Origin of the sequence: Halomarina oriensis, from assembly GCF_009791395.1 — an archaeon.
Lineage (GTDB): Archaea > Halobacteriota > Halobacteria > Halobacteriales > Haloarculaceae > Halomarina > Halomarina oriensis.
Genome location: NZ_WSZK01000033.1, coordinates 1 through 24,006 on the forward strand (window position 1 = coordinate 1; position 24,006 = coordinate 24,006).

27 protein-coding genes are annotated in these 24,006 nt (G+C 63.4%); 12 read left to right on the forward strand and 15 right to left on the reverse strand.

The genetic code is table 11. The annotated features are described in order from the left end of the window. Positions 1 to 231: 231 nt before the first annotated feature. The 4 genes from GQS65_RS17280 (at position 232) to GQS65_RS17295 (ending at position 1,994) form a co-directional block, all read left to right on the forward strand. Positions 232 to 828 (forward strand): ParA family protein, encoded by a 597-nt coding sequence (locus GQS65_RS17280; protein ID WP_199268496.1) that lies wholly within the window; start codon positions 232 to 234, stop codon positions 826 to 828. Beyond that, entirely contained in the window at positions 825 to 1,178 is a 354-nt protein-coding gene (locus tag GQS65_RS17285) for a hypothetical protein (RefSeq protein WP_158205877.1), read from the forward strand. The genes GQS65_RS17280 and GQS65_RS17285 overlap by 4 nt, the downstream gene beginning before the upstream one ends. 184 nt (positions 1,179 to 1,362) lie before the next feature. Beyond that, the gene (locus GQS65_RS17290; protein WP_158205878.1) at positions 1,363 to 1,638 is read left to right on the forward strand and encodes a hypothetical protein; all 276 of its coding nucleotides are present in this window, start codon (positions 1,363 to 1,365) and stop codon (positions 1,636 to 1,638) included. A gap of 149 nt (positions 1,639 to 1,787) precedes the next feature. Next, positions 1,788 to 1,994 (forward strand): hypothetical protein, encoded by a 207-nt coding sequence (locus GQS65_RS17295; protein WP_158205879.1) that lies wholly within the window; start codon positions 1,788 to 1,790, stop codon positions 1,992 to 1,994. A gap of 212 nt (positions 1,995 to 2,206) precedes the next feature. Here the strand turns inward: GQS65_RS17295 and GQS65_RS17300 are convergent, their stop codons facing one another. Beyond that, on the reverse strand, positions 2,207 to 2,452 hold the full coding sequence (locus tag GQS65_RS17300) for a hypothetical protein (RefSeq protein ID WP_233265181.1): 246 nt from the start codon (positions 2,450 to 2,452) through the stop codon (positions 2,207 to 2,209). Between the two features lie 261 nt (positions 2,453 to 2,713). Then, positions 2,714 to 3,847, reverse strand: a complete 1,134-nt coding sequence (locus GQS65_RS17305) for a hypothetical protein (protein ID WP_158205881.1) — start codon at positions 3,845 to 3,847, stop codon at positions 2,714 to 2,716. Positions 3,848 to 4,086: 239 nt separating this feature from the next. Between GQS65_RS17305 and GQS65_RS17310 the strand changes: the two genes are divergently transcribed. The 8 genes from GQS65_RS17310 to GQS65_RS17345 all read left to right on the forward strand — a co-directional run bounded on the left by GQS65_RS17310 (position 4,087) and on the right by GQS65_RS17345 (position 11,277). Beyond that, complete coding sequence (locus GQS65_RS17310; protein ID WP_158205882.1) at positions 4,087 to 5,262, forward strand: tyrosine-type recombinase/integrase; 1,176 nt, start codon at positions 4,087 to 4,089, stop codon at positions 5,260 to 5,262. Between the two features lie 45 nt (positions 5,263 to 5,307). Then, the gene (locus tag GQS65_RS17315; protein WP_158205883.1) at positions 5,308 to 5,730 is read left to right on the forward strand and encodes a hypothetical protein; all 423 of its coding nucleotides are present in this window, start codon (positions 5,308 to 5,310) and stop codon (positions 5,728 to 5,730) included. Between the two features lie 140 nt (positions 5,731 to 5,870). After that, positions 5,871 to 6,092, forward strand: coding sequence for a hypothetical protein (locus GQS65_RS17320; protein ID WP_158205884.1), 222 nt, complete (start codon positions 5,871 to 5,873; stop codon positions 6,090 to 6,092). Between the two features lie 198 nt (positions 6,093 to 6,290). Continuing rightward, positions 6,291 to 6,515 (forward strand): hypothetical protein, encoded by a 225-nt coding sequence (locus GQS65_RS17325; protein ID WP_158205885.1) that lies wholly within the window; start codon positions 6,291 to 6,293, stop codon positions 6,513 to 6,515. 10 nt (positions 6,516 to 6,525) lie between these two features. Then, positions 6,526 to 8,019: a DNA cytosine methyltransferase gene (locus GQS65_RS17330; protein WP_158205886.1), complete on the forward strand. Its 1,494-nt coding sequence runs from the start codon at positions 6,526 to 6,528 to the stop codon at positions 8,017 to 8,019. Continuing rightward, positions 8,012 to 8,362: a hypothetical protein gene (locus GQS65_RS17335; protein ID WP_158205887.1), complete on the forward strand. Its 351-nt coding sequence runs from the start codon at positions 8,012 to 8,014 to the stop codon at positions 8,360 to 8,362. The genes GQS65_RS17330 and GQS65_RS17335 overlap by 8 nt, the downstream gene beginning before the upstream one ends. Next, positions 8,359 to 8,613, forward strand: coding sequence for a hypothetical protein (locus GQS65_RS17340; RefSeq protein ID WP_158205888.1), 255 nt, complete (start codon positions 8,359 to 8,361; stop codon positions 8,611 to 8,613). The genes GQS65_RS17335 and GQS65_RS17340 overlap by 4 nt, the downstream gene beginning before the upstream one ends. 1,080 nt (positions 8,614 to 9,693) lie before the next feature. Continuing rightward, on the forward strand, positions 9,694 to 11,277 hold the full coding sequence (locus GQS65_RS17345) for a hypothetical protein (RefSeq protein ID WP_158205889.1): 1,584 nt from the start codon (positions 9,694 to 9,696) through the stop codon (positions 11,275 to 11,277). A 681-nt stretch (positions 11,278 to 11,958) separates the two neighbouring features. On the opposite strand, the gene GQS65_RS17350 is transcribed toward GQS65_RS17345, so the two are convergent. The 13 genes from GQS65_RS17350 to GQS65_RS17410 all read right to left on the reverse strand — a co-directional run bounded on the left by GQS65_RS17350 (position 11,959) and on the right by GQS65_RS17410 (position 23,887). Continuing rightward, positions 11,959 to 13,017: a hypothetical protein gene (locus GQS65_RS17350; protein ID WP_158205890.1), complete on the reverse strand. Its 1,059-nt coding sequence runs from the start codon at positions 13,015 to 13,017 to the stop codon at positions 11,959 to 11,961. A gap of 87 nt (positions 13,018 to 13,104) precedes the next feature. Then, the gene (locus tag GQS65_RS17355; RefSeq protein ID WP_158205891.1) at positions 13,105 to 15,525 is read right to left on the reverse strand and encodes a hypothetical protein; all 2,421 of its coding nucleotides are present in this window, start codon (positions 15,523 to 15,525) and stop codon (positions 13,105 to 13,107) included. 31 nt (positions 15,526 to 15,556) lie between these two features. Next, the gene (locus GQS65_RS17360; protein ID WP_158205892.1) at positions 15,557 to 17,215 is read right to left on the reverse strand and encodes a hypothetical protein; all 1,659 of its coding nucleotides are present in this window, start codon (positions 17,213 to 17,215) and stop codon (positions 15,557 to 15,559) included. Next, complete coding sequence (locus tag GQS65_RS17365) at positions 17,208 to 18,533, reverse strand: hypothetical protein (protein ID WP_158205893.1); 1,326 nt, start codon at positions 18,531 to 18,533, stop codon at positions 17,208 to 17,210. The genes GQS65_RS17360 and GQS65_RS17365 overlap by 8 nt, the downstream gene beginning before the upstream one ends. Positions 18,534 to 18,562: 29 nt before the next feature. Then, positions 18,563 to 19,630, reverse strand: a complete 1,068-nt coding sequence (locus GQS65_RS17370; protein WP_158205894.1) for a hypothetical protein — start codon at positions 19,628 to 19,630, stop codon at positions 18,563 to 18,565. Continuing rightward, complete coding sequence (locus tag GQS65_RS17375; RefSeq protein WP_158205895.1) at positions 19,631 to 20,302, reverse strand: hypothetical protein; 672 nt, start codon at positions 20,300 to 20,302, stop codon at positions 19,631 to 19,633. It lies immediately after the preceding gene. Between the two features lie 16 nt (positions 20,303 to 20,318). After that, positions 20,319 to 20,618, reverse strand: a complete 300-nt coding sequence (locus GQS65_RS17380) for a hypothetical protein (RefSeq protein WP_158205896.1) — start codon at positions 20,616 to 20,618, stop codon at positions 20,319 to 20,321. Between the two features lie 115 nt (positions 20,619 to 20,733). Further along, on the reverse strand, positions 20,734 to 21,033 hold the full coding sequence (locus tag GQS65_RS17385; protein ID WP_158205897.1) for a hypothetical protein: 300 nt from the start codon (positions 21,031 to 21,033) through the stop codon (positions 20,734 to 20,736). Beyond that, positions 21,030 to 21,308, reverse strand: a complete 279-nt coding sequence (locus GQS65_RS17390; protein WP_158205898.1) for a hypothetical protein — start codon at positions 21,306 to 21,308, stop codon at positions 21,030 to 21,032. The genes GQS65_RS17385 and GQS65_RS17390 overlap by 4 nt, the downstream gene beginning before the upstream one ends. Continuing rightward, complete coding sequence (locus tag GQS65_RS17395; RefSeq protein WP_158205899.1) at positions 21,309 to 22,250, reverse strand: hypothetical protein; 942 nt, start codon at positions 22,248 to 22,250, stop codon at positions 21,309 to 21,311. After that, positions 22,247 to 22,588: a hypothetical protein gene (locus tag GQS65_RS17400; protein ID WP_158205900.1), complete on the reverse strand. Its 342-nt coding sequence runs from the start codon at positions 22,586 to 22,588 to the stop codon at positions 22,247 to 22,249. Before GQS65_RS17400 ends, GQS65_RS17395 begins: the two co-directional genes overlap by 4 nt. A gap of 7 nt (positions 22,589 to 22,595) precedes the next feature. Further along, positions 22,596 to 23,147, reverse strand: a complete 552-nt coding sequence (locus GQS65_RS17405) for a hypothetical protein (protein ID WP_158205901.1) — start codon at positions 23,145 to 23,147, stop codon at positions 22,596 to 22,598. After that, a complete protein-coding gene (locus tag GQS65_RS17410) occupies positions 23,147 to 23,887 on the reverse strand; it encodes a hypothetical protein (protein ID WP_158205902.1) in 741 nt (246 codons plus the stop codon). Before GQS65_RS17410 ends, GQS65_RS17405 begins: the two co-directional genes overlap by 1 nt. Between the last annotated feature and the right edge of the window lie 119 nt (positions 23,888 to 24,006).

Consider the following 24,006-nt stretch of genomic DNA (forward strand, 5'->3'; position numbering starts at 1 on the left):
CACCTCTCGACGGGACTCGGACTACTACACCCGCGAGAACGAAAGCGCGACCGACCTCGCCAACGTTCTCCTGGACGGCGCCGGACACTTCGAGGAGATCGCTCAAGCACCCGGGCCACGGGCTTCGACTTCGTCCCGTCACTGAATCTCGAACGCGTCGTCGACGAGCTCTCGAAGGACCTCGGTGCTCGCGAGCGATCTTGAAAATGAAAAAACGAGTTCGTCGACCCGCTGCTCGACGAGGGCGAGTACGACTACATCCTGTTCGACCTCCCGGGCTCGCGAAACAAGCTGACGAACAACGCGGTCGTCGCTGCGCCGAACGCTATCCTGCCATTGATGCCTGTCCCGGAGGCACTGAACGGTCTCAGGGAGACAGCAACGAAGTTGGTCGCACCGATTCGCCAGCAACTCGGCGAGTTCGACATCCTTGCGACCGTCCCGAACGACCTCTCGCGACGGGTCGACCAGAATACGAAGGACCGTCGACTACTGGAGTCGATGAACACCGACGAGCACTTCGCGAGCTACCTGATGGCGGGCTACGACGGCGTCGACCCCGACTCTGGCGACCTCCCCGAGGGAACGACCGTCGAGGAGGTCCTCGACGCGCACATCCCACCGTTCGCGCGCGTGACCGCCGAAGAGTGGGACGCCATCGACAACGGCGAGATGGCACCACCGAAGATTCCAATCCGACACAGCGCGGCGTTCGGCGACGCCTACGAAGAGCGCCAACCGCTCACGGCGTACGATCCCGACCATCCCCAGCTGGACCACTTCGAGACACTGGCGCGTATCGTCGAACAAGGAGGTGTCCAGGCGTGAGCTTCGACCTCGGCGATGCGGCCGACGATGCTGATGACGACGAGGAGGAAGTAGAAGAGGAGTCGACCGAGAAGACGGCCGACCAAGAGGAGCCGGCAGACCCTCCCGAGAAGACGCCTGCGTTCGGCTTCGAGAACCAGTGGCAACGGCAACTCTACCCGCGCCCCGAGTCGTGGGAGCGCCTTGAGGACGCGATGACGCTCGACATGGAGCGGGTGTTCCGCGAGCATGGCGTTCGGAACATGTCGAAGCGAGAGATCCACGACGCGCTGGTTCGGTTCAGCGCAGCCCACGCTGAGGAGGTCGCGCGGCTGGCGCTCGAAGAGCGTGGGGTCGACATTGAGGAGTAGCCGAGACGGTCAGCTCACGGTTCGTGGGCAAAGGCCGGGGAGAACGACCCCTGTTTTTGGCACAACAAGTGGGTACGTTAGCTCCGGCCCTGTCGATAGTAGCGGGTTCACCATCAAAAGCGTATGCCTCTCCTTTACACACTCCTTGGATACGCCTTTGAGCGGTGGGTTCGGACGAGTAGTCATGAGTGAAGCCTCCAAAGTGGATGACGATCGCCTCGTCGAGCGGGTCGTCGCGACGGTCGACGCCCAGACCTCGCCGAAGCAACCCGACTCGGTGCCAGAGCACGTCATCGTTCGAGCCCTGTCGTGGGACCGTCGCGATGGTGCTGGGCACATCGAGGAGTCTGTCGTCTCTGCCAGTGATGTCGAAGCCGCAATCGAGCGGGCTGTCGACGAAGAGAGACTCGTCGTCGATGACGAGGAAGAACAACCGCGCCGGTATCGAGTCGAAATTTAATGGTCATGACAATCATGTCGTGTTAACCGAAAAGTCCGACAGCACCTGACGAGTTCGTCAGGTGGATTATTGTTCCAGAGTAACTGAGTCCTCTTCTTTGTCCGATTCCGCCGCAAACGTTAAAGTAATCGAGACTTAACGGACTGCTGATGACATTGATTGGTGCACTGACTGGAGCGGTAAAGTGGCTCTTCGGCAGTGGAGCAGGTTTCCTCGGTGTCGTTGTTGGCCTGATGGTGATCGGGGCGGGAAGTACAGTGGCTTCGACGATAGCGGGCGGCCTCATCTTCGTCCTCGGTGTCGGCTTCATAATGTGGGGCGAGCAAAGCCGTCGAGCGGCGGTGGGTGGTCGGTAGTGGGGTTTTTCGGAAAAGGACTCGTGTTCCTTGGCTCGCTGACGGCTGCGTCTTGGATGCTCACGAAAGCCGAATTCTTCGACATGGTGGGCATGTCTGGTGGCATGTTCGCCTGGGTCGGCCTATTCCAGAGCGTTCCTGTATTCGGGGAGTGGGTGGCTCCTGCACTGATTCTCTTCATCGTAGGTCTGGCTGTGAAAGCCGCGCTATAGCTACTCCGACGACCCGCTGCGCTTCGGATTCACCGGCGAGAGATACTCAGATTTCGTTTTTCCGTCTTCCCACCACTGATAGTAGTAGTACTGATTGCCGTCGATGGTCTTCGTCACGATGTTCGCCTTTCCAGGGACGCCATCGGGTCGATCGGCGTCGGCGACCTCGTCGGGGACGTCCTCTTCTTGGTCGGCTTCCTTCCAGTCGGCGAGCGCCTCGGCGTACTCTGCGAGCTGACGCAGCATCGGTGGCTTCTGTCGGTTAAGACCATCGACGATGTACTGTACGGCGTTGTTTGGGGGAGCTGGACGCTTAGCTTCGGCCATTCTCTAACCAAGGATGGCGGCAGTGTCTTATATCGTCTTGGTTAAGAGGTGAGGTTGCTGTCGCTGAGGTCTTGCAAGAGAGGAGGGGACCCCGCATCCAAGAGAAAATGAGCGCCAAAACGTTGCATTCGTCGATAGCAACGTCGAGATGTTCGTAGTCTTCAACGACTGGAGTGTGAGTTACTCCTGATCGGCTTCTCGGTCGTTGCCCTCGTCTTCGAGGGGAGGTAGCGGTTCGTCGACGCCGACAGCCATCTCCTCGTCGGTGAGGTAGCGGGTAGCCAATCCTTTCGTGTAATAGTGAGGGATGCGCGAGGAAAGCGTAGTCTCGAGCGTGCCACCCCCCATCCTCGTGCAAATGGCCACCCAGATGACGACAGCAACGACCCCACACGCTTCCGTTAGAACCTCTTCAGTCGAGTAACCGGGGTGAAGGACACGAACGGCAGTAACCGACCACTGAAATACCGCAGAGACGATTGGTGAGGGCTGTTCACGTCCGGCTGCCCATAGTTCGTCGAGGATGATGTCTCCGAGTGTCGGGTTGTGGTACCCAGATGTAGCCGGGTCGACCGTGTAGTCTATCCCCTGAAACAGGGTGTCGAATATGTCAGAGGGGGGCCCGAACGTTTGTAGTTCTTCTACCGCGAGCGCCGCGTTGACACCCTTCATCATCTCTTTCCCAAGCGTGACCTTCGGTATCTGGCCTGTGAGGCGCATTTGTTCAGCGACCGATGTGAGGTCCATCGCTCCTTGGATTGCTTGGGTCGTCGGGGTAAAGCCGGAGGAGGCGTGCATGGCCTGGATGGCCGGAGATATATCGAGTGCTCCGTGCAGCGCTTGAACGGCTGGCGAAATATCGTTGCTGGCGCCAACCAGTGTTGGTGCAATGTCTGCTGCGCGGAGAATCTCGTTGGCAGGCAGGTGCGCTGCCGTGAGGGTCGAGGTGATGGTGCTGGAGTCACCGAGGACGCTTTGAGCCATCGTTGGACTCATCACATCTGCTGCATCCACTTCTGCTCCTGTGAGCGCGGTGGTGAGCGTCGAAGCCTCGGTTGGTGTGGGGGTGAAGTCTATGAGGTTCGCGGTTTCGACCGCCGGTCCGAGATTGTTGAGCGCGCTCGCCTCGCCGAGAGCACCCTTCATGGCGAGTTCGAGGCTGGAATTTGCATCAACGGGTGTTCCAGCCATTCCAGCAACTGTAGCGGCGTCAAGTGTTGAAGAGTCGAACGCCGCCGCTAGTATCTCACTCGTCCCGGCGACTTCCTCGGACACAGCATGGAGGGCTGAGAATTTCGAGATATCTGAGGTCATTCCGAAGACCATGTATAGTCACATTTCACGGTTGTAATATTTAAGATTCACGCGCGTACGCGCACAGATTCGGTATCGCGTGATATGGTTTAAACAAATTACAGGTGGGTGAATATCTGCGCCTTGAGGCCTGTATCGGCGTTGAGGGCCGGTTCAGATATTCCGGGATGCCACTATGTTGTAAAGACACACAACCAAGTAGATATTTCCGGGGCCTCGCCCTCGGGTCGTCGTACGAGATGGAACCCACCGAGACGGCCGTTACTCCCGGGGACGACGGCCAGCAAACATCGCTGCAGATAGCGGCCGAGCGCTACCTCCGGTCGAAGTCGACAGGTCGAGATGACGACGGTGACCCGACCGGCGCGTACGTCGACGCCGCGGGCTCGGAGCTCCGGCGGTTCATCGGCTGGATGCACGCCCGCGGTCGTGACCTCGACGACCTCGCCGGTGACGATGGACCGCTCGTGATGCGTCGCTACGCCGAGCGTCTCGATGACCGTGTCACTGCGGGTGGTATCGCGGGTTCGACCGCGAACTCGTACTTTTCGTATCTATCTGGGTTCCTCACCTACTGCGTCCGTGACGATCGCCTCCCGACGAACCCTGCCCTCACCAACGCCGCCCAGGAGGCGCTCCCGGCTGGCGAATCCTCGCGAACAGACCAGCAGTTCTGGACGACCGAGCAGCGTCGCCAGCTCGTCGGCTACGTCGACCACCGCGCAGCGGAGGCTGTCGACGAGAAGGGGTTCGATGCGACCACTGAGGCACGTGACCGAGCGCTCGTGCGCGTGCTCGCGTACTCGGCCGTTCGTGGCGCGGAGGTGCTGCGCCATCCGAAGGACGACCGTGAGGGGCGTCAGGGCCTTCGGTGGGGCGACGTCGACCTGGAGGGCCAGACGATGCGCATCCTCGGGAAGGACCTGCACCTCGGGCCCGCAGCGCTCCCACAGAAGTCGGCGGTCGGCCTCGAACGGTGGCAGGCTGTCCAGCGCCCCGTAAGCGAGGATTGGCCGGTGTTCCCGACCGGGCACGCCCCCTCGAAGTACGACGCCGTTCGCACAGTGCTGGGGGACGATGTCGACGTCGCCAACCTCGCGTCGGAAGCGGGCGGCATCGACTCACTCCTTCGCGAGCGCGATCTCGCTCCACCATCGCTTACGACCGAGGGCGCACGCACTGTCATGAAGCGACTCACCACCGAGGCGGGTATCGAAGTTGAGGACCGAGCGGGCTACCTCCAACTCCACGGCGCTCGTCGAGGCATCGTCGGCGAGGTCTACCGGCGCGATCGGGGCGACGCCCAGGACCTCGCTCGGCACAAGGATCTCTCGACGACCCATGCCGCCTACCAGCACATCGACGTCGAGGAGCAGACCGAACGCTTCGACGACCATCTCTCTAACATCGATTGAATTCTTCGGCCTCTGATATATCCAGGTGACTCACGAGGATGTGATATGGCCTCAGAGGTCACCATCAACGACGATACGGAGGACTACGCCGAATACGAGGCGCGTTGCGACGAACTCAACGAAGGCCTGTTGAAGGCCTACGCCGCTGGGTTCTCGAAGGCGCTCGAAACGTTCGACGTCCAGGTGGACTTCGACACCGACCCGGAATCGATTCAGGAAAACCGGTTCGTCATGGAGAGCCACTACTACTTCTGGGACGGCCGGCTGAAGCCGCTCAAACTGTTCCTCCGTGACCAGTTCCACCTCGACGAAGACGACGACCGGGCTGCTCCGAGATGCTACGAGGACGGGTGTGACGAGGAGGCAACGCACGTCTCGGCGGGTGGAGACGTCCTGTGCGGCGAGCACCGTCATGACGGGGACGCCCCGCTCGCTGTCTTCGAGGACTACGAGGTAAACGATGAGTGACGCGAAACCGCCGCAGGAGGTATTTCAATGCCCGGAGTGTGGCTATCAACCGCGTCAGTGCGCCGAACCGGGCGACGAGGGGGCGTGCGCGTCCTGTGGCGTTGAGTTTCCAGTCGGCGCGACGAGAAAGGTGGTCAGTCGTGAGTGACCGACGCTCGCAGGAAGTTCAGCAGGACGGCGACGGCCAGAACGTTTGGATAATCACTGTTCGAGACTCCGACTCGGGGAAGTGGACGCGAGACGTGTTCATGGCGTACACACTCAATAACGCCAAGCATCAGGCGAAGTACGCCGTGCGAGACACCTACGACGAACCGCAGGTAATCTACACTGAGGAGGTGGCTACCGATGTCTCGGCCTGATAAGCTCTCCACGAGCGACGGTCGAGACGGTGACTCGTCGCAGGGGATGTATCACTTCGAATGTGGCAAGTGCGGATGGGTAGAGAAAATCGACGGTGCTGGCGACGCCGAGCGAGAAGGTATGAGCCACGAAGACCACGCAGGTGTCGGTCACAGCGTCACTATCACGCGAGAACGTGACGGGCGGGTGATTCACCCATGAGTGAGTGGAAATTCGAGGACGGCGACCTGATTCGAGAGACTGAACAGCAGTTTGCCCCCGGCGGTATCGCTGTCGAGAAAGCCGAGTACGCCGTCACGCACTTACTCTCTGAACCGGACGGGACGCGGTACTACCACGTCGAAGCGACTGACTCCGGCGAAGGGTCGCTTTACCGCGCGAAGACGCTCGAACTGAACTACGAGGTGTCTCCCCGTGAGTGACAGACCCTCCATGAGAACCGATAGCCTCGTCGCCGTCGACCTGTTCTGCGGCGGTGGTGGGTTTTCGACTGCACTCGCGCTCGCGTGCGAACAGTTGGAGCGTGACGCTCGCCTCATCGCTATCAACCACTGGACGAAGGCCATCGAGACGCACAAGCGGAACCACCCGTGGGCGGAACACCACAACGCGAAGGTTGAGGAACTCCACCCACCCGCTGTCGTCGGGAAGGACGATGTTGATCTCCTCGTCGGCGGTCCCGAGTGTACGCACTTCTCGTCGGCGCGGGGCGGGAAGCCCGTCAACGAGCAGAAGCGGGCGAGTCCGTGGCACGTCGTCGACTGGGTGCAGAAGACCCGACCGAAGCACCTCATCATCGAGAACGTTCCCGAGCTGGAGTCCTGGGGACCAGTCGACGAGGACGGGAAGCCGTCGCGGAACGGCGAGACGTTCGAGGCGTGGATAAACGCACTCCACTCGCTCGGCTACTCAATGGACTGGGACGTGCTAAACGCCGCCGACTACGGTGACGCGACGAAGCGACGGCGGTTGTTCATCGTCGGCCAGCGCAACGGACGAGCGACGTTCCCGACGCCGACCCACTCGAAGACGCCGGACGAGGACACCGCACCGTGGCGGAGGGCGGCGGACATCCTGAACCACTCCCACCGTGGCGGCTCTGTCTGGGAGCGGTCGCGGCCACTCTCGGACAACACGATGCAGCGAATCGCACAGGGCTTACGAGAACACTGTGGCGACGAGGTCGCCGCGTTCGCTGACGCTATCGAGGAACTCACCCCGGACGACGTCCACCAGATGCAGGAGGACATCGTTGCTGTTGATGACTTGGACTCGGCACTCGTTGAGCGCACCGAACCGTTCTTCGTCGCAGCTCCAGCCGTCGCCGCCGATGGCGGCAGTGTTGCCGAGTCGGAGACGGGGACGCGGATGGTGATGGGCCAGCAGTCGAACGCTCGCGCCCTCGACGCCGACGACGCGCCCGTTCCGACCATCGCCACCCGGGGCGCTATCCACTACATTGAGGCCGAGCCGTTCGTGAAGCCTCGGAACGGCCCGCGTCGTGGCCTCCACAGCAACGCCACGTACCAACCAGACGAGCGACCGCTGCACACCGTGACTGCGAAGAACCACGACGGCCACCTCGTCTCGCCGTTCCTCGTCGAGTACTACGGGAACAGCGACACGGCCTCGCTCTCGGATCCAGTCCCGACGGTGACGACGAAGGACCGACACGCGCTGTGCGTGCCGGAACTCTCACCGTGGGGGCTGGACCTCCGTTACCGGATGCTCCAGCCGGACGAACTCGCCGCTGCACAGGGCTTCCCGCCCGAGTACGAGTTCGTCGGGAACAAAGGCGAGACGACCGAGCAGATTGGGAACGCCGTGCCGGTGAACATGGCGAAGGCGCTCATCGAGAACGTCCTAACCGACGAAGCGGTCTCACTCACGAGTTTCGGCAACGAGGAGGTTCCTACGGATGACTGACAGCGATAGCTTCACGTCAAGCACTCCCCTCGCTGACCGCGTCGAGGTTGTCGGTGGCGAGTACGACGTTCGACTTGTCTTCCACACCGAGTACGTGCTGGAGGGCGTCGTCGCGGGCCACTACGACAATGACGCGGTAGAGGTGGCCGAGACTCTCGCGCTACACGGGCGGCACTCGAATCCCGCCGACCGTGACCCCGTCCACAGCGAGGTCGAGCGTACGCGGGATGTTTTCGAGGACGACGTGGCCGCCGAGCGAATCGACTGGGTCGACGGCCCGACCGCACCGAGCGAGTCGACGTTCTGGGACGACACCGCCCACTTCCAGGAGACAGACCAGTGACCGCGACCGATGACCAGTGGTACGACGGTCTCGAAGAGGGTGACCGCGTTCCGCTCATCGACGAAGTACCGAGTGAGTACCGCCTGCAGAAAGTACTCCCCGAGAACGGTATCGACGGCGATCTCCTCATCGCGAGCACCGACTACAGCCACATGGGGTCGCACCCTGCGTGGATAGAGGTCGACCAGCGCGTCATCTGTCCAGAATGCGGGACGCTCAACCTCACCCGAACGCAGGAGTTGAACGCATGACTGCTCGGGACAGCTCGGAAACGTCGGCGCATGGCGAGTGTGAGGACTGCAGCACCGAGTGGTGGGGTGCGGAACCGAAGCGCTGCCACCACTGTGGCCACCCGACTGCCGCCGGCGAGAACTGGACGACGTCTGGCCTGGACCGTGACGTTCTCGAAGCACGAGGCTGGGACTACTGCTCGGACCAGACGGAGCGCCATCCCATTCTCGGCGATGTCACCCTCCAGGAACTTGATTTAGTTGACGGACACGCGGTAGTCGCCTTCGATGAGGACGGTGAGCACCTCCACTCCACGGTTGTAGTTGAGGTCCGAAGGTGACTGCAACATAGGACTCTGTGTGTAACCTCTGTGACTATACTTTTTTGCACCGGAACCATCGTCTCGTCTCTGTTCCTCAGAAGCGATGAATTCGGGCACCAAAGACCGTGATGGGAGGTCTGACTTTGTTGCACGTCTTCATCGACGCGAATTCATCGACGTATTTTTATAACGGCGTACCTTTGAGACATCTACCGGTTAGAGGTGTGGGGTCCTCCGATTAAGAGTTGGAGGCACATTTCCACACTGACTCAACCCCGACCAGAACAATCTAAATTTCGTGTGGGTCGGCCCCACATGGGCTACACGCCAGTGCTAAAGAGCCGAATCAGCCAGACAACGATTCGGACTCCGAGGAGGACTCTTTCGAGTACCTCCTTCGACGGGCCACGGGGATTGCCCTCTTCGTTTGGCTGGCTATCCGACGAAGGTGTTGAGATGTTCTCACCTCCGTTCAAGTGCCCGAACTCAAGGACAGGGAGAACTCGATCACCGGTTAGAGGTGTGGAGTCCTGTGCCAGCGGGTAGGTCTTCGTGCCCTCGCGTTGGCACGCTTACTTGTACCGCAGTATCTGCCCCAAGTTAAACCCTTGGAGTCGGGGGGGTTTGGGGGTAGAAATTGCATTGACAATATATCTCACAGTACTGATGACCACGCAAGTCTCAGCCTGTTCATGTATACTACGACTTCTCCAGCGACAGAAGCCATTGCCCACTATCCTGCCTCTGCTATTCCCGGGGTCACCCGACACACCGAGTAGTGACTGACGACCTCCACCTCTCCGACCTCGTCACCGAGCGTGGTGAGCTCCGCGACCTCCGAAGTCGCCTGAAGCAACTCCGGGACGACCTCAACGTCGAGCGCGACCCGACCGAACAGCTCGACATCGCCGACGTCCTCGCGCTCTCACCGAAGAACGACGCTGGGTACATCCGCCCCTCAGACCTCGAGAAGGCAGAGTGGTTCGCTGACCTCTACGAAGCGCAGGGCAAACCGGACGTCCACCCCCGCGGCTTCCACTATATCATCATCCACGAAGACGTTGAGCGTCGCAACGGCGACCCGTACGGGAACACGACAGCCTGCTGGCGCGAGCTGAAGGAGGGGACGTTCTGGGCCCAACTGCTGGGCCTCGTCGATGCCGACCGAATTGGTGACTCGAAGAACGACCGCGAGCCGGTGACGAGCGCGTTCGACACGTCCGACCGTCCGCTGCCACGGTGGGACCGACCACTCGACCCGCGTCGGACCAGCGTCGAGCACGCCGTCGACGACGGCTACCGGCGAGCGACCATTCCGCGCGAGCTCGGGCCTGCCCGCGTAGAGGAGGTCGACGTCGAGGCGTTCATCGACCAGCAGGTCGAGCGTGTCGTGAGGGCGGCGTTTGACCGTATCCAGTACCACCACCAGGCACGACAGGACTACTACGTCGAGGTGTGGGCTGAGAAGTCCGGTGTCATTCCCACCGAGACGGTGACGGACTACGGCGCCACCGTTCGCGAGGCCGACGGTGGGGAATTCTCCTATCAGATGTGTCGGTCGGCCATCGAACTCGCCGCTGCTCGCGACCAGGACCTCGCCATCGTCGTCGTCGCTGACTACGACCCGAAGGGCCACGACATGAGCAAGTCGGTCGCCCGAAAGGTCGAAATCGAGTCGCTGTTCCACGACTGCGAGGCCGAAGTCGTCCACGGTGCGGTCACCAAAGAGCATGTGCGCGCGTTCGCGCTCCCGGGTACGCCAGCCTCCAAGCCTCGCGGGCTCGACCACGGGAATCGCGGTGCCGTCTCCTACGAGACGCACAAGGATCTGTTCCGGAACTACGCCGGTCAGGAGCCAGTTGAGATACAGGCGTTCTCCTCACGGTACCCTTCGGCGTTCCGGCAAGCCCTCGAAGACTGTCTGCGCCCATACGTCGACGAGTCGCTGTCGTCGCGTATCGACCAGGCCATCGAGGACGCGCGGGCAGACGCGCGGGATGGTGTTCGGGCGGCGTTCCTCAAGCGTGATGAGGACCTCGCCACCGCGCTCGGCGAGTTGGAGACCGCGGTGGAGCGGTATCAAGAGCGGATGAACCCCCACTTCGGGGCTGCTGAGTCTGGGTTGGATGCTCTCCACGTCGAAGACCAGAACGTCCGGCGAGAGGAAGGCGTCCCCGATCGGCGCGACGCGTTCGTCGACATCGTCGAGTCGGTCGACTGGGAGGGGGCCCTCGCGGATGTATCGCTGGAGCTCCCTACTGCCGAGGTCGACCTGTCCGACGGCGCCGTGCTGGACACGCGGCGCTCGCTGCTGGACCAACTGGATGCCTACAAACGGTTCGACATGCGCTACGACGAGTAACTGTTCAGGTTTCGGGAACCACCTTTTCGAAGAAGCCGTTACCGCATGCCCCGCACTCGTTAGGGGTCATGAATGGTGCGTATACGACTCCACAGTCCTTACAGGCGTAGAATGTACGCTCTTTCGCCATTTGCAGCTGACTGTTCGGGGTCCACTAACTCAAAGCTCATGGAGAAGGTGATTACCGATTACGGCGGAGTAGAGGCTGAGGCGCACTCTACTCTCGCTACCCGTCACTGGTCCACACAGCTTACTAATCAGCGACATCCCGCCGTCTGGCTCCTGATCGGAGGATGAGCGTTTGGCGCGCTTACGATTGGAGTGGGTCGACAGCGACGATTCGCTCTTTGTCGATATCGAACAGCTTGGCTGTGAGCATCGAACCAGCCAAAGTCAGTGTCATTACTTGAAGGCCGATACCCTCTCGACAGCCCTCCTTCCTCCCCCAGCAGCGGGACGACCCCGACGGGCCCCCGACCCGACACCTTGGTGTCGGTCTGTGGTCCAGTTTTCTATTAGTTGGCTCTGACTCTATCCGATACGGTATACATCGCACAGGCGGGTGGACGCGGGACGCTGGCTACTGTACCTACTGTACCTGTTCGTCCTACTGTACAGTCAGGTGGGGCATCCACCAATCCGCCAGTCCGTTCAGTCGGTGGATGCTGTGTGGTGATGTGGTTACCCCATCACGACGAGCTTCGAGGAGACGGCGTCTACACGCGACTCCCGAGAGAGCGTCTCGATGGTGTCCCGAACTTCCTCCTCGCGCAGTCCCTTCTTCCGGAACTCCGTGACGACCGTCTCGCGGTGGACACCCCAGTCGCTTCCCTCGTCCATGTGTTCCTCGACGAACGCAACGATGCGGTCGCTCAGCTCGGCGGAGTCCGCACCGACCTCCTGGTACTCGTCGACGTCGAGGTCGAACGCTTCAACATAGGTCTTCAGCTTCGTCTCGTTCTGCTTCGGGAGCGTGTCGAAGACGCCGACGACCGTCACCCGGTCATCGACCCCCATCCGGTCACAGAGGTCGTCTTTAGCGAACACCGTAACTGCCGGCGGACTGTCGAGTTCGGTGTCCTGTGGGATGAGGACGACCTCCTGAAAGTCGACGAGGTCGGACTCACGCTCGTTGAACACGAACGGGCCCTGGTTCTCACAGGCGCCACAGATGCTCGGCTCGATCATCTTTCCGGCCGACTGCTTCATCCGCGTCATCGTCCCGCAGCGCTGGCACTCCCAGGCAGCCTCGCTCGCGAACGGAACGACACCTTCTGTCTCGATGACGGTGCCCGTGAGGGCGATGAGGTGGCCCAGATGCCGCGTGCGCTGTTTCCCGACCCGGTAGGTGTGTTCGGTAGGGAGGTTCCGGATGCGGACGTTGAGCCGAGCGTGGCGGCCCGCGTGCCGACGTTGGCGTTCGAGGTCCGGTCGGAGGTTGACCAGCGCTTGCTCGGCGAGGACTCGCTGCTGCCGTGGATCCTCGCGCAACTGCTCGGCGAGGCCGCGGTCGAAGTCAGAGAACGCCGCCCAGTCCAGCCGGACCGAGCAGCGGCCGGGGCCGTACTCGTCGGCCAGTGAATCAACCGCCTCGCCCATCTCCTGGGCGAGGAACTCACGGAAGCGCTGGGCGTTCGGCGGGAGTTCGCCCTCGTCGGTCTGGTCGTAGTGTTTCGGCGAGAGGACGAATTGACACCCCCCACAGCGATGTCCCGTCCCGCCGGCGGTTTCTTGACGCACTCCCAACGTGGCTCATCGGTGCCACAGCCGGGGCAGGCGTCGATAGCGATTCCACTCTCGGTGTCGTGTGTTGCGTGGCTCATCGACTCACTCCATGAGTTGAATCTCGACTTCGTCCCAGTCGATTCGGCACACTCGCGTGCCCACAGGCGTCAGCTGGTAGAAGCCCTGTTCGTCCGTCTCGTAACACGGTGAGAGGTTGCTGTCGGGGCCACAGTGGTTCCGAAGCGTCGAGACCGGGATGGCTGGGTCGGTGAGCCGCTCGGCCCACTGGTCTTGCGTCCGCACCTCTCCTTCGGCGAGCCCTCGGCAGGCAGCGACCAACCGATCACGGATATCGGGCTTCTTGTCCAGCCAGAAGCGAATCGCGTTCGGTATCTCGTGAATCTCGATGAGTTCCTCGCGGATGCTCTTCTGGTCGACAGCGGTCAGTTCGAGGTCGCGCTGCCGGTCGGCCGCGCCCGTGCGCTGAAGCCGAAGCTCACTCGGAATGGAATACGGTCGCCGGCGACGCAGCGCCCGTTCGAGGACGTCGCCCGGTACGACGTCGTCCGTCTCCCGCTCGTCTCGCGGTTCGTACGCGGGCAGGTCCGACGGCAGGAGATACCACGTTCCGATTGGGGGTTTGCGGTCGTCGGTTAGGGTCCGCCGGCCGGTGTTGGCCTCGACCCACCACTCCGGGCGGCCGTTCCCGGCGGTCCACTTCGCGTGTTCGCTCTCGCGGACCCGAGCGCCCCACGCGATACCGTAGCGGTCACGCCACGACCGATCACCGTACCCGAGGCCGCACGGCGCTCCCCGCCACTCGATGGGCCAGTACGCCTTCCCGTTCGCGATGATCATGCCCTGGCCAATCGAAAACTCCGAGAGCTGGCGCTGTTGCTCGTAGCTGAAGTTGTAGACCTTCCCCAGCGTGTCGATTTCGTCCTCACCGAGCTGGAGGAGAATCTTCGTTGCCATGTTCGAGCGAATCGGTTTGTAGACGTCGTTGTACTTCTGCGTCGAGGCGAGCATCATCACCCGCCGCGAGCCACCTTGTGTCGAGAGGAAGAACAGCGTCTGCCGGAGGGGCTTGATGGCGTCCTTGTACGGAACGTCGGCCCATTTGCTCGGTGCCAACGCCTTCAGTTCCCGCAGTTCGAGACACACCCGGGGTAACCGCGAGTTCCGGTCGCGGGCCTTGAAGATGAGTCGCAGCCAGAGGTCGATGATGGTGTACTTCAGCGCCTCCTGGTCTTCTTCCATCATCGAGCAGCACAGAACAGCCGCCTGTTCCTGATTGGCGATGACACCGTCCATGTCGATGTTCGTCGCTGCATCCGGCGAGGTGATGAGCCCCTCACCGGCGAGCCGAGCCAGTTGGGCGGCCGCCTTCCGGAGTGCGTCCGCTGCGGGCATGGAGTAGGAAGCCTGGTACGTCGAGACCGAGTCACCACCTCCCTTCTTCTCGCGTATCTCGGTCCACTCGATGGTCGCGTCCGTTTCGTGCGCGTAGACCTGTAGGCGCGTCACCAACTGTGAGACGTCACCGCCGTTCTCGATGGTCTCCGACAGCGCTCGGCCGATGCGCCCCTCGATGTCGGCGTCGGACTTCGTGACGCCGCTCAGTCGAAGGACCATGTTCGGCGTCAAGCGGTCGATGCCGATAGTGAACTCCCGGAAGTTCGCTGGGAGTCGGTCGGGGACGCCCGGCATCCGCGGGACGAACACTTCAGCGTCCATCGCTCGCGGGCCCTGGCCCATTCGGTCGAGGTTCTCCTTGATGGCGGGCTCGTCGGCCGGGACGGCCGTCATCGGCGTCTCCATCCGGCCGTCGTCGTAGATGCTGAAGTACGAGTAGCCGTGTTCACGCTTCAGGTTCATGCCAATACTCGCCAGTGTCGAATCCTTCCCGCGCCTCGGCAAGGCGACCGTCAGGATGTGGTCACACGACTGGTGCGGTATCTCGACGATACGGTCGTCGAGCGAGCGCGTCGACGTTGCCCCGACACGGATACGCCCCACTGGCGACGGTGTCTCGACGTTCGTCTGCGTCCCCGGCTCGTTGATGCCCTCCAACCGGACGGGCGCGTAGCGCGACATGTCGCGCACGCCGGCGATATACTCCTGGGCACGGGCGACCTCGACGAGTATCTTCAACTCCGTCTCCAGCCCCGGTTGCTTGCCTCGACACCGGTCGCGATGGACGGCCCGGAAGCCGACCTGCGCCCACGGTTCGAGGTCACTCCCCGGGTGGAGGACACGCTCACGCTCGGGGTCGCACCACAGGAACCAGTGCAGCACCCGGATGTTCTCGGCGGCCCCGACGAGGTCGTCCTCGGCGAGTGTCGTCTCGACGGCCTTGATTTTCTCCCGGACGGTCGCCTCAATCTCCAGGTTCTCCTCGTGGACACGACGCTCTGCCCGCTTCCGGATCTTGTTCTCGATGGCCGTCGATGGCGTCGTCTCGTCAGGCGACTGGATGGCACTGTACTGCTGTCGGTACTCAAGCTGGTCGTTGGAACTCATTGGTTAGGTCTGTGTAGAACGTGGTTAGGTCTCAGTCGTCGGCGACGGCAATATCGGTCGCCTGCTGCTCGGGTGCAGAGACGAAGAACGGCGCACGCTGGGCGCGAAGGTCCACGTCGGGCGGCGAGTACCGAGTGTCGAACTCGCGAGCGCGGAACTCGTCGGCGAACGCCGCCTTCGTGACGGCGATGGAGCGGTCGAGTTCCTCGCTTCGGGCACGGACCGCGGTTATCTCGCGGGTCTCGCCGTTGGGACCCTCAACCTCGATGGTCTCCTCGACGAGGCCGTGGGGGACGAGGTCACGGTAGCACTCAGCGACGAGGTCAGGATCACGGCCGAAGCCGACGAAACGGAGGCCACGCCAGACGTATCGGCGGTCGTCCTCGATGACGGCGTCGAACAGCACTTCTTTGGGTATCATCCCGAGTTCGGCGTCCTGAACGCGGCCGACGAGTTGCTGGAGGACGTCGTAGCGTTCCTGGTCGCGCCACTTCCCGAGCGAGGGGATCTTGCGGCGGAGACACCACGCGAAGCGTTCTTCGAGCGCGGGCGCAGGATGCTGGCCGCGGGCGCGATGCAGTGAGCGGGTGGCGAGGACGCTGGCGAGGCGGTCGAGGTCGGTGGAGGCGTAGCTGCGGCCGTTGACGAAGCCCATCGCCATCGTCACCTCGTCGGTCTCGACGGTCTTGACGAACACCGAGAGCTGGTCGACGGTGACGTTCGTCTCCTCAGCGCGGAGCTGGGCGAGCTTTCGCTGGTCGAGCCAGTCACGGACCCGGTACTGGATACCCGAAACCGCGCCGGCGAGTGCCAGGAGGACCGGGTAGACCCACCACGCGACCCACAGCTGCACGAGCAGGAGTTCGGCGACGAACAGCGCGAGCGTCGGGACGGCCCAGCGCCAGAGGATCTTCTCCTCGTCGAACGTCGTGGCGAGGTCCATCCACGCGAGCTTCCGCGTCTCGCGGTCATCACGAACAGACGCCTCGTCAGTCTCAGCCACCTCGGGGACGGGTGCGAGACTCGTTGGCTGGAGCGCGAGTGGCTCCTTGGTCTCCGCAGGGTCCGCACGTTCGGCCAGCTTGATTTCTTCATCCGTGACGTCCTCGCCGGCGAGTCGAGCGCGGATGCGCGCTGTGAGTTCCTCGACGTCGTCGTCGTGGAACGCGATGACTCGACGCGAGCCGTCAGCGGTCTTCGCCTCCATCGCCAGCTGGTCGACGGTCGCCCGCGAGTAGCCCGTCGAGCACGCGACCTTGGTGGTGACCGTCCGGCCGAGGAGGAACAGGTAACTCCGGAAGTAGAACGCCAGCAGCAGGACGAACACCGGTCCAGAAGTACCGAAGCTGAACATGAACCGCAGGAACGGCCCCGAGGAGCCCGAGGCACCCTCGGCGTCTAGCAGTGCGTACAGCATCCCGACGACGGCGATGAACAGCCCGAGGCCGATGCCCCAGACCTGGAGACGACTGCCGAAGTCACCACCGTCGCCGAACAGCGCGTAGCGGACCCGCGCCGCCGAGCGCTGGGCAAATCCGAGCAGGGCCGAGAGACCACGACCGACCGCTCGGAGGAGTGTTCGGTGGGCCCCAGCGTAGACGCCTGCACCGAGTAAGATGAGCGCCCCCAGCGCCGCGCTGAGGACGAGCGGACTCACCGGTAGACCGGCGAGTTGCGCGGGGTCAGTCATCGGATGGCACCCCACCAGCGCGGCCGGTCGTCGACGGGAGCGACCCGCCGACACCGCTCTCGAGTTTCACGTTGTCGATGAGCACTTCGAGGCGCTGGGCGGCCTCGCCGTAGCGATGCGACTGGCCGTACTGCGAGCCCATGTACTCACAGACCGACTTGACTTGCCCGAGCGCCTGGACGACGGTCATGTTCCCGTTGCGATGCACGGGTTCGAGCCACGACTTCCCGTTCCGCAGGCTCTCGACGGTGAGGTCCTCGACGCCGTAGTGGACGACCTGCGTCTCGCCGGTCTCGTCACGCTTGACGTGGCCGCGGGCCGCGAGATTCGCCAACTGCGCCGGTGAGAACGTCCCGAGGCCGTCCTCCCAGTAGACGGCGTCCGAGCCGATGGCCGGCACGTCTCGCAGCGACTCCTCATTGGCCGTCTGGACCTGCCGTTCGTTCGCCGACTTCAGCTGGTCGATCGTCCGGCGAGCCTTCCCGGGGTCGTTGTTGACGATATCGAGGATACCGCCGTACTTCCCGGCGAGGAACTTCCCCGCAAGAACGAGCAGGCCGAGGACGACCGCCCACAGGATGGGGTTCGTCCCGGCGGCGACGATGATGGCGAGCGCCTGCATCGCCTTCTGGCCGAGCCAGCTGTCGATGAGGTCCGCTCGCTCCTGGATGAAGTCGAGATAATTCTCCATCCCCTCGTTGGTACATTCGTAGCCCTTCGCCTCGGCGTCCTCACACAGCTCGGCGAGAACGGGTTCCTTGTCTTCGAGGCGGGCGGCCGCAACGCTCACGTCCGTTTTCTGGGCGTACAGCGAGACGTTCGTCGAGCTTCCATCAGTGAAGAACAGTTCGAGCGTGTAGAGGGACGCCTCGGAGTCGCCGGCGGCATCGTCGTCGTACTCGACGCGGACCTGCTGGCCCCCGGCGAGGACGTCCGCACTCGCCTTCGGCTGGCTGATGCGCGCCGCCTCCAGTGGCTCGTCGACGTCGAGGACGACGAACGGCCCGGTCGTGTTGAACGCCTCGTCACGCTGGGTCGTCTCCACCGTCAGGAACGGCTCGGAGAACTCGACGGGCGTGATTCGAGCCCGTGAAGCGGCATCTGGCCGCCCCGAATCTGGGGTTTCACCGTAGCGATACGTGCTATTCGTCGAGTTGTTCTCCGCGACCGGCGTCGGCGTGGTCGGGGTTGGTGTGGTCGTCGAGCTATCCTGCTGGTAGTCGAGTGCCGCGGCTGGCGTGGCGAACGCACCGCTCACGAGCACGAGCAACACGAGCGCCCAGCGGATGGACGCGCGGCTCAGTGGGTTGCGAATCATGGGTTAGGTTCTGGTCTCTGGGTTCGGTCTCAGTCGTCGCTCGGTGCGGCTCGCTGCCGGTCCATCTCGGCGACCTCCGACTGGGAGGTCGGGTGGCGCTGGGCACCGCTCTGCTGGACGGTGTAGGACTGCTGTGGGTACATCTGTGGGAGTGACTCTTGGAGCGTCGCTATCTTCTCGGCAAGACGCTCGATCTGGTCGTCGTCAGAGAGGTTGACCTTCCGACGGAGACGGGAGATCTCCATCTGTGCCTCGCCCAGTTGGGCGTCGAGGCTCTCGGCGTACTGCTCCATCTTGCTCATCCGCTCCTCGCGGTCGAGATGCACCTCGTACGGGACCGTGATGGGCGTCCGATAGCTGTAGTGCGCCTCGGCGTCGGGGTCGATGACACCCTGCTGGTTCGTGTTCGCGCGGCGGCCACGAGTCCGGACGACCCACTCGTCGGGGCCGACCTCCGCGGCCTCCTTCGGTATCTGGTGGGTCACAGGTTCGCCGGGGAACGGCGTCTTTCCCCGCAGTGACCGGACGTCGCCGGCTAGTCGACGCTTCCCGAACAGGCCGAGGAATCGCGTCTCGTAGGACTCAGCGACGATAGGGCGACCCTCGGAGTCCTTCTTGACGGTTCTCGTGTCGTAGTAGACGATTTCGGTGCTGTCGATGCCGCCGTCTTCGTCCTCGTAGATGACTTCGATCTCTCCGCGGAAGCGGTCCTGTCGACGGGCGGCAGCGAGGCCGATGATAGCCGCTGTGACCGCGATGGCCCCGCCTTCGAGCGCCCAGACGTACGGCAGTTCGATGGGCGCACCGCCCTTGAACGTGAAGTAGAGGTAGACGCCGGCCCCGATGACCAGCAGGTTCGCCGCCAGCCCCGCGATTTTCGCGGGCAGGGTGTAGCGGTTGAACCGCGCCCGTAGCGGGAACGCGATGGAGTACCCTGACTGGTCTTCCCGGTCGACCTGCCGCTGGATGCGGTCGGTCGCCGTTGTGTCCTCACCGCGGTCGCCGATGACGCCGAAGCGGACGAGTGCGAACAGCGTCCCGAACAGTGCGACCAGGCCGATGAGTGCGACCGCGATGAACGTCGTGTTCAACGGCATCTACGCGCCCTCCTCGTCTGTACTGTCGACACCGCCGTCGGTCACGGCCGCACCGGCAACGCCCGAGGAGGCTTGCTGGTCGGCAACCACCTGTGCGGCCTCATCCGCCGAGGCGACTGCAGAGGTGACGTCGGCGTTGATGCGGCGGTACAGCTCCCACCCCGTCGTTGCGAGTTCGGAGTAGTCGGGACCGTCGTTGACGAACTGGCGAATCTGGTGGCAGTTGTTCGCCGCCGCAAATCGCTCGTAGCGCTGCTGGACCTCGACGGGCTCGGCGTCCCGCTCGCGGAGTGTGTCCTGGAGGCGCTTGCGAGCCTCTCGCTCGTCGGGGTCGATGAACACCGGACAGCGCGTTCCGTAGTGGGGACAGCCCTGGCAGGCGTCCGGAAAGAACGACTCGCCGTCGTCGCGGCCGGCCTTCGTCGGTCGGCGCATGTCGTACTCGCCGACCTCGTCGCCGTCTTTCAGGCGGAGGTCGGCCAGCTCTCGCTCGATGTGAGCGAGGCGGTCACTCGACTGGAGGCTGTCGACGGTCTCCAGCCAGGCCATCGCCTCCCGCTTGAGGTTTGCGTCGGAGACGTACAGGAGGTTGTCGTGCAGGTGTTCAGCGATACGGTGGATGCCGCGTGTGCGAGCGGGTGCGCCGCTCTGTGAGGATGAGTGTTGGAACATGGATGGATTGTGTCGGTCAGCGAGTCGGTTCGGCCGGTGTCGAGGCCGGCGAGGTGGTCGCATAGTCTCGGAGTTCGTCGAACTCCTGGCAGAGGCCCGGCGGTGGGTCAGGCACCCGGACCGGGTACGTGTCGGGGCCGAGCGCCTCGATCGGCAGGACGAGCAGGCCGCCGTTCGGCAGAGCGTGTGCGACACACGCCGTGTCGTCGCCGATTGGATGGTCGATGAGACGCGAGTCGTTGACGAACTCGCTCCCGAGATACGCGTTCAGACCACGCCCGTTCTGGCGGAGTGTGAGTCGCGTGAAGTCGGTCATCGGTCGAGCCCTCTCGAAGCCGTCGAACGCCGACCAACCCAGATTATACTCGGATTATAACGCCGCGAACGACGGAACTGACGGCTTGAACCCGTGTCTCGATGGTTGAACATGGTTACTTGTCACCCCAGTTCGACGCGGTGGCACGGAGGTCCGTCCCGCCGGCCTGTTTCGCGTTCGAGCTGTTGCCGAGCGCGAGGAAGACACTCCACGTCGCGATGGCCATGCCGATGACCATCAGCGGAAGGATGCCCGTGATGAGCATGATGCCGCCGACGAGGATGCCCGAGAGGTTCTGCATCGTCGCGCTGAGCGCCCCGGCTCGTCGAGCGTGGCCCGGCGACCGGCGGAACAACAGGAGGCCGATAGCGAGACACACGACAAACAGCCCGCCGATGATGAGCAGCTGGCTCATCGCCGGCCCCACTGGTCGTTCGAGCCGCCCTTGTTCTGCTTCCGGTTCGACCCGCCGATGACGTCCTGGATGTCCGTCCGACGTGACTTCGCGCCCATGTGGCGGTTCTCCCACGCCCTCGTCCCCGTCCGGACTGCGAACCGGCCACCGAGGAGGCTCGCGACCACGGCGACCGCCAGCGCAGCGGCGATGTAGAAGCCCGCACCCGCAATGATGGCGGGGAGAAACGCGATTGCCGCGAGCCCGACGACGACGCGCAGGTAGGTGTCGCTCATCTACCGGCCCTCCTCGAGGAGCGTGGTGTCGATCGCGAGCGCTCCGAACAGGTCACCGATACCACCGAAGAACCCACCGAGGTCGCCGAAGCCAGCCCTGTAGCCGGCCAGCTGGTGGTCGAACTTGTCGCCGTGGTCGGGGTTGGCGACGAACTTGACCGAGACGTTCGACTGGGTGAACGTGAACTGGACGGTCTCGTCGCCCGGTTCACGGTAGAACGCCGGGTCGTCGACATCCTTCGAGATGGGCCGCCAGTCGTCCTCACCGACGCGGTAGTAGCCGAGCCACTCCTCGACGGTGCGGCCATCGGTGTCGTTCGTGAGCGAGACAGTGATCGTCTTCGTGCTCTCGCTCTCCGGCGAGAACTCGTAGCTTCGTTGTTCCAGGTCATCGTGAAAGAGGTCGTTCCAGAACTGCTGTGCCCCGTCGAAGAGGCCCGAACCGGTTTCCTTCGCCTTCGCCGCCCACGAGAGCGTCTCGATACGCGCCGAGCTCGGGGCGAACGTCACGCTCTCGTGTGCCCCGAGCGTGAACTCGACGCTCGTGTACGTCTCGTTGCCCTCGAAGTCGGCCATCGCCCGCCACATCGCCGTCTGGTTGCCGTTCGACGCGCCGACCTCGCCCACCTCGGAGGGGGCGACGACGCGCTCGGAGAGCTCGATGACGAACCGAACGCAGTAGCCGTTCGGGTTCTCGCCCTTGACGCGGACGAACCCAGGCGCTTGCTCGACCGTCACACGGGTGTTGTCCCGCACGGACGCGGCCGAGACGTTCGCCGCTGCGCGGATGGTCGACTCGTCCGTCCGGAACGCGTCGTGAACGACCCGCGTCTCGCAGGTCGTCTCGGCGCTGGCTGTCGGGGTCGCGCCGATCGGGGCGACGCCGGCGACGGTAGCGACCAGGAGACAGGCAACAAGCAGTGTCTGGACCACTCGATTCATCGGCGAAGCCTCCCGAAGACACCCGTGGCGGTCTCCGTCGTCTCGTCGTAGGCTTCCTCGCCTGCCTCGCCGCTGTAAAGCGCCCGTGCAGCACCCTTGAACCGGCCCGTCGGCAGGACGATTTTCAGCATGACCGAGAGAGCGACACCCGCCAGCAACGCCACGAGCAGTGGCGTGGTCTCGACGAGTGTCAGCGCGAGGAGGCCAAGCATGATGCAGAAGAACAGTCCTTTCCCGAGCCACCCGGCGGCGGTCCGAGCCGACGGGATGGCTCCACGAGGCGAGTTGGGGAGCGAGCGACCACCGGCGTTTCTAACCAAGCGTCTGATATCAGGCATGGTTAGGTCAGTCACGCTCCCAGAGCGGCACGTCGTAGTCGTTCTTGATGGGCAGGCGGCCGGTCACCCGTTGCCACGTCTTGTTCACGCCCGGGTTGAGGCGAGCGAGAGCGACGAGCATGAGCGCAACACACGCGCCCGCGAGGACGAGCGTCGTCCCCAGCGAGATGACGCCGAGGAAGACGAACGTGATGGCCAGGCCGGACGCGGCGTAGAACATCCGGTCCCGTGAGGTGTCGCGGATTCCCAGCGCTGCGGGGACGGCGTCGACGTAGAACTGGATGTTGTCAGCGAGCGCTGGCGGCATCGCGCGGTCGAAGCCGAAGCCGCCGACGAACGACCGGGCGTTGCGGGCGGTCGGGCCGAGCGACCCGAGAACGGCGTAGACGACCGTGAGCGGAAGCAGGACGAGTGTCTGTGCCGTCCGCAGGAGAAACACGGTGACGTCGACGAGTGTCTCGCCACCCAGACGAGCCGTTCGTCGGGTCGCCGATTCCCAGCGTGACTTCGCCGCCTCACGGTGGTGCGTGGACTTCTCGCGGCGTTTGTCTCCCCACATCACTCAGCCTCCGAGTCCGATTCGAGGAAGTCGAAGGTACCGTAGACGAACCCGTTGTACTGCGCACCCTTCCGAGCCGCATAGGTGCGTTCGGGCGTCTCGTTGGCCTCGACGTACTCGTCGGTGAACGCCTCCAGGTCGTCGGGGAGTTCCTCGGTCGCCAGGCCGGTGAGGACGATCTCTTCGTCGACGACCCGCTCGGTCGCACTCGGTTGCTGGACCTCGAAGTTCTCATAGACGAGCTGACCGTCACGTTCGACGACGTCGGCCGTCGCGATGACGGATGTCTCGTTCTCACCCAGCCGGCAGGTGATGCGGAGGACGTCACGCGACTCGCTGGCTGTGATGCGGTCGTTGACGTACGTCGTGTAGGCCGCGCTATGCTGGTTCAGCTCGTGGTGAATGTCCTCGGCACACTCCGCGTCCGTTCGGACGGGCTCGTGCCACGGCGTGCCTTCGGAGAACGTCTCGTACCAACCGCGCTTGAGCGCTGCGTGCGTCTCGGTCAACCAGGCGGTGGCACTGTCGGTGAACGATTCGAGGCTCTCGACCGGATGCGTCACGCGGTGGGTGACGCTGGCGAGAAGCCCCCGCTCAACGTCTTCCTCGGGGGCGCTCCCAAGCAGGGCGTCGGAGATGTCGGAGTCCGCACTTCCCGCGGTCGCGGTCGTGACCCCGACAGTCGAGGTCACCACCAACACCGTGGCGAGAAGCGCGAACGCTCGCTGTGTGGATATCATGGATGGGTTCGTGGGCTGTTCTGAAGGCGATACGGAGTGCCCGCGGTCGGCGTGAGCGACCTTGGCGGCGTGACCGCAACGGGCGAACCAAACCTCGGCCTCACAGGCGGAGGTCAGAG

Bases quoted from the DNA above. Each gene is read 5' to 3' on its own strand.
- GQS65_RS17290 (WP_158205878.1), top strand. From the start codon at position 1,363: ATGAGTGAAGCCTCCAAAGTGGATGACGATCGCCTCGTCGAGCGGGTC.
- GQS65_RS17295 (WP_158205879.1), top strand. From the start codon at position 1,788: ATGACATTGATTGGTGCACTGACTGGAGCGGTAAAGTGGCTCTTCGGC.
- GQS65_RS17300 (WP_233265181.1), bottom strand. From the start codon at position 2,452: ATGCTGCGTCAGCTCGCAGAGTACGCCGAGGCGCTCGCCGACTGGAAG.
- GQS65_RS17305 (WP_158205881.1), bottom strand. From the start codon at position 3,847: ATGACCTCAGATATCTCGAAATTCTCAGCCCTCCATGCTGTGTCCGAG.
- GQS65_RS17310 (WP_158205882.1), top strand. From the start codon at position 4,087: ATGGAACCCACCGAGACGGCCGTTACTCCCGGGGACGACGGCCAGCAA.
- GQS65_RS17315 (WP_158205883.1), top strand. From the start codon at position 5,308: ATGGCCTCAGAGGTCACCATCAACGACGATACGGAGGACTACGCCGAA.
- GQS65_RS17325 (WP_158205885.1), top strand. From the start codon at position 6,291: ATGAGTGAGTGGAAATTCGAGGACGGCGACCTGATTCGAGAGACTGAA.
- GQS65_RS17330 (WP_158205886.1), top strand. From the start codon at position 6,526: ATGAGAACCGATAGCCTCGTCGCCGTCGACCTGTTCTGCGGCGGTGGT.
- GQS65_RS17335 (WP_158205887.1), top strand. From the start codon at position 8,012: ATGACTGACAGCGATAGCTTCACGTCAAGCACTCCCCTCGCTGACCGC.
- GQS65_RS17355 (WP_158205891.1), bottom strand. From the start codon at position 15,525: ATGAGTTCCAACGACCAGCTTGAGTACCGACAGCAGTACAGTGCCATC.
- GQS65_RS17360 (WP_158205892.1), bottom strand. From the start codon at position 17,215: ATGACTGACCCCGCGCAACTCGCCGGTCTACCGGTGAGTCCGCTCGTC.
- GQS65_RS17365 (WP_158205893.1), bottom strand. From the start codon at position 18,533: ATGATTCGCAACCCACTGAGCCGCGCGTCCATCCGCTGGGCGCTCGTG.
- GQS65_RS17370 (WP_158205894.1), bottom strand. From the start codon at position 19,630: ATGCCGTTGAACACGACGTTCATCGCGGTCGCACTCATCGGCCTGGTC.
- GQS65_RS17375 (WP_158205895.1), bottom strand. From the start codon at position 20,302: ATGTTCCAACACTCATCCTCACAGAGCGGCGCACCCGCTCGCACACGC.
- GQS65_RS17380 (WP_158205896.1), bottom strand. From the start codon at position 20,618: ATGACCGACTTCACGCGACTCACACTCCGCCAGAACGGGCGTGGTCTG.
- GQS65_RS17385 (WP_158205897.1), bottom strand. From the start codon at position 21,033: ATGAGCCAGCTGCTCATCATCGGCGGGCTGTTTGTCGTGTGTCTCGCT.
- GQS65_RS17390 (WP_158205898.1), bottom strand. From the start codon at position 21,308: ATGAGCGACACCTACCTGCGCGTCGTCGTCGGGCTCGCGGCAATCGCG.
- GQS65_RS17395 (WP_158205899.1), bottom strand. From the start codon at position 22,250: ATGAATCGAGTGGTCCAGACACTGCTTGTTGCCTGTCTCCTGGTCGCT.
- GQS65_RS17400 (WP_158205900.1), bottom strand. From the start codon at position 22,588: ATGCCTGATATCAGACGCTTGGTTAGAAACGCCGGTGGTCGCTCGCTC.
- GQS65_RS17405 (WP_158205901.1), bottom strand. From the start codon at position 23,147: ATGTGGGGAGACAAACGCCGCGAGAAGTCCACGCACCACCGTGAGGCG.
- GQS65_RS17410 (WP_158205902.1), bottom strand. From the start codon at position 23,887: ATGATATCCACACAGCGAGCGTTCGCGCTTCTCGCCACGGTGTTGGTG.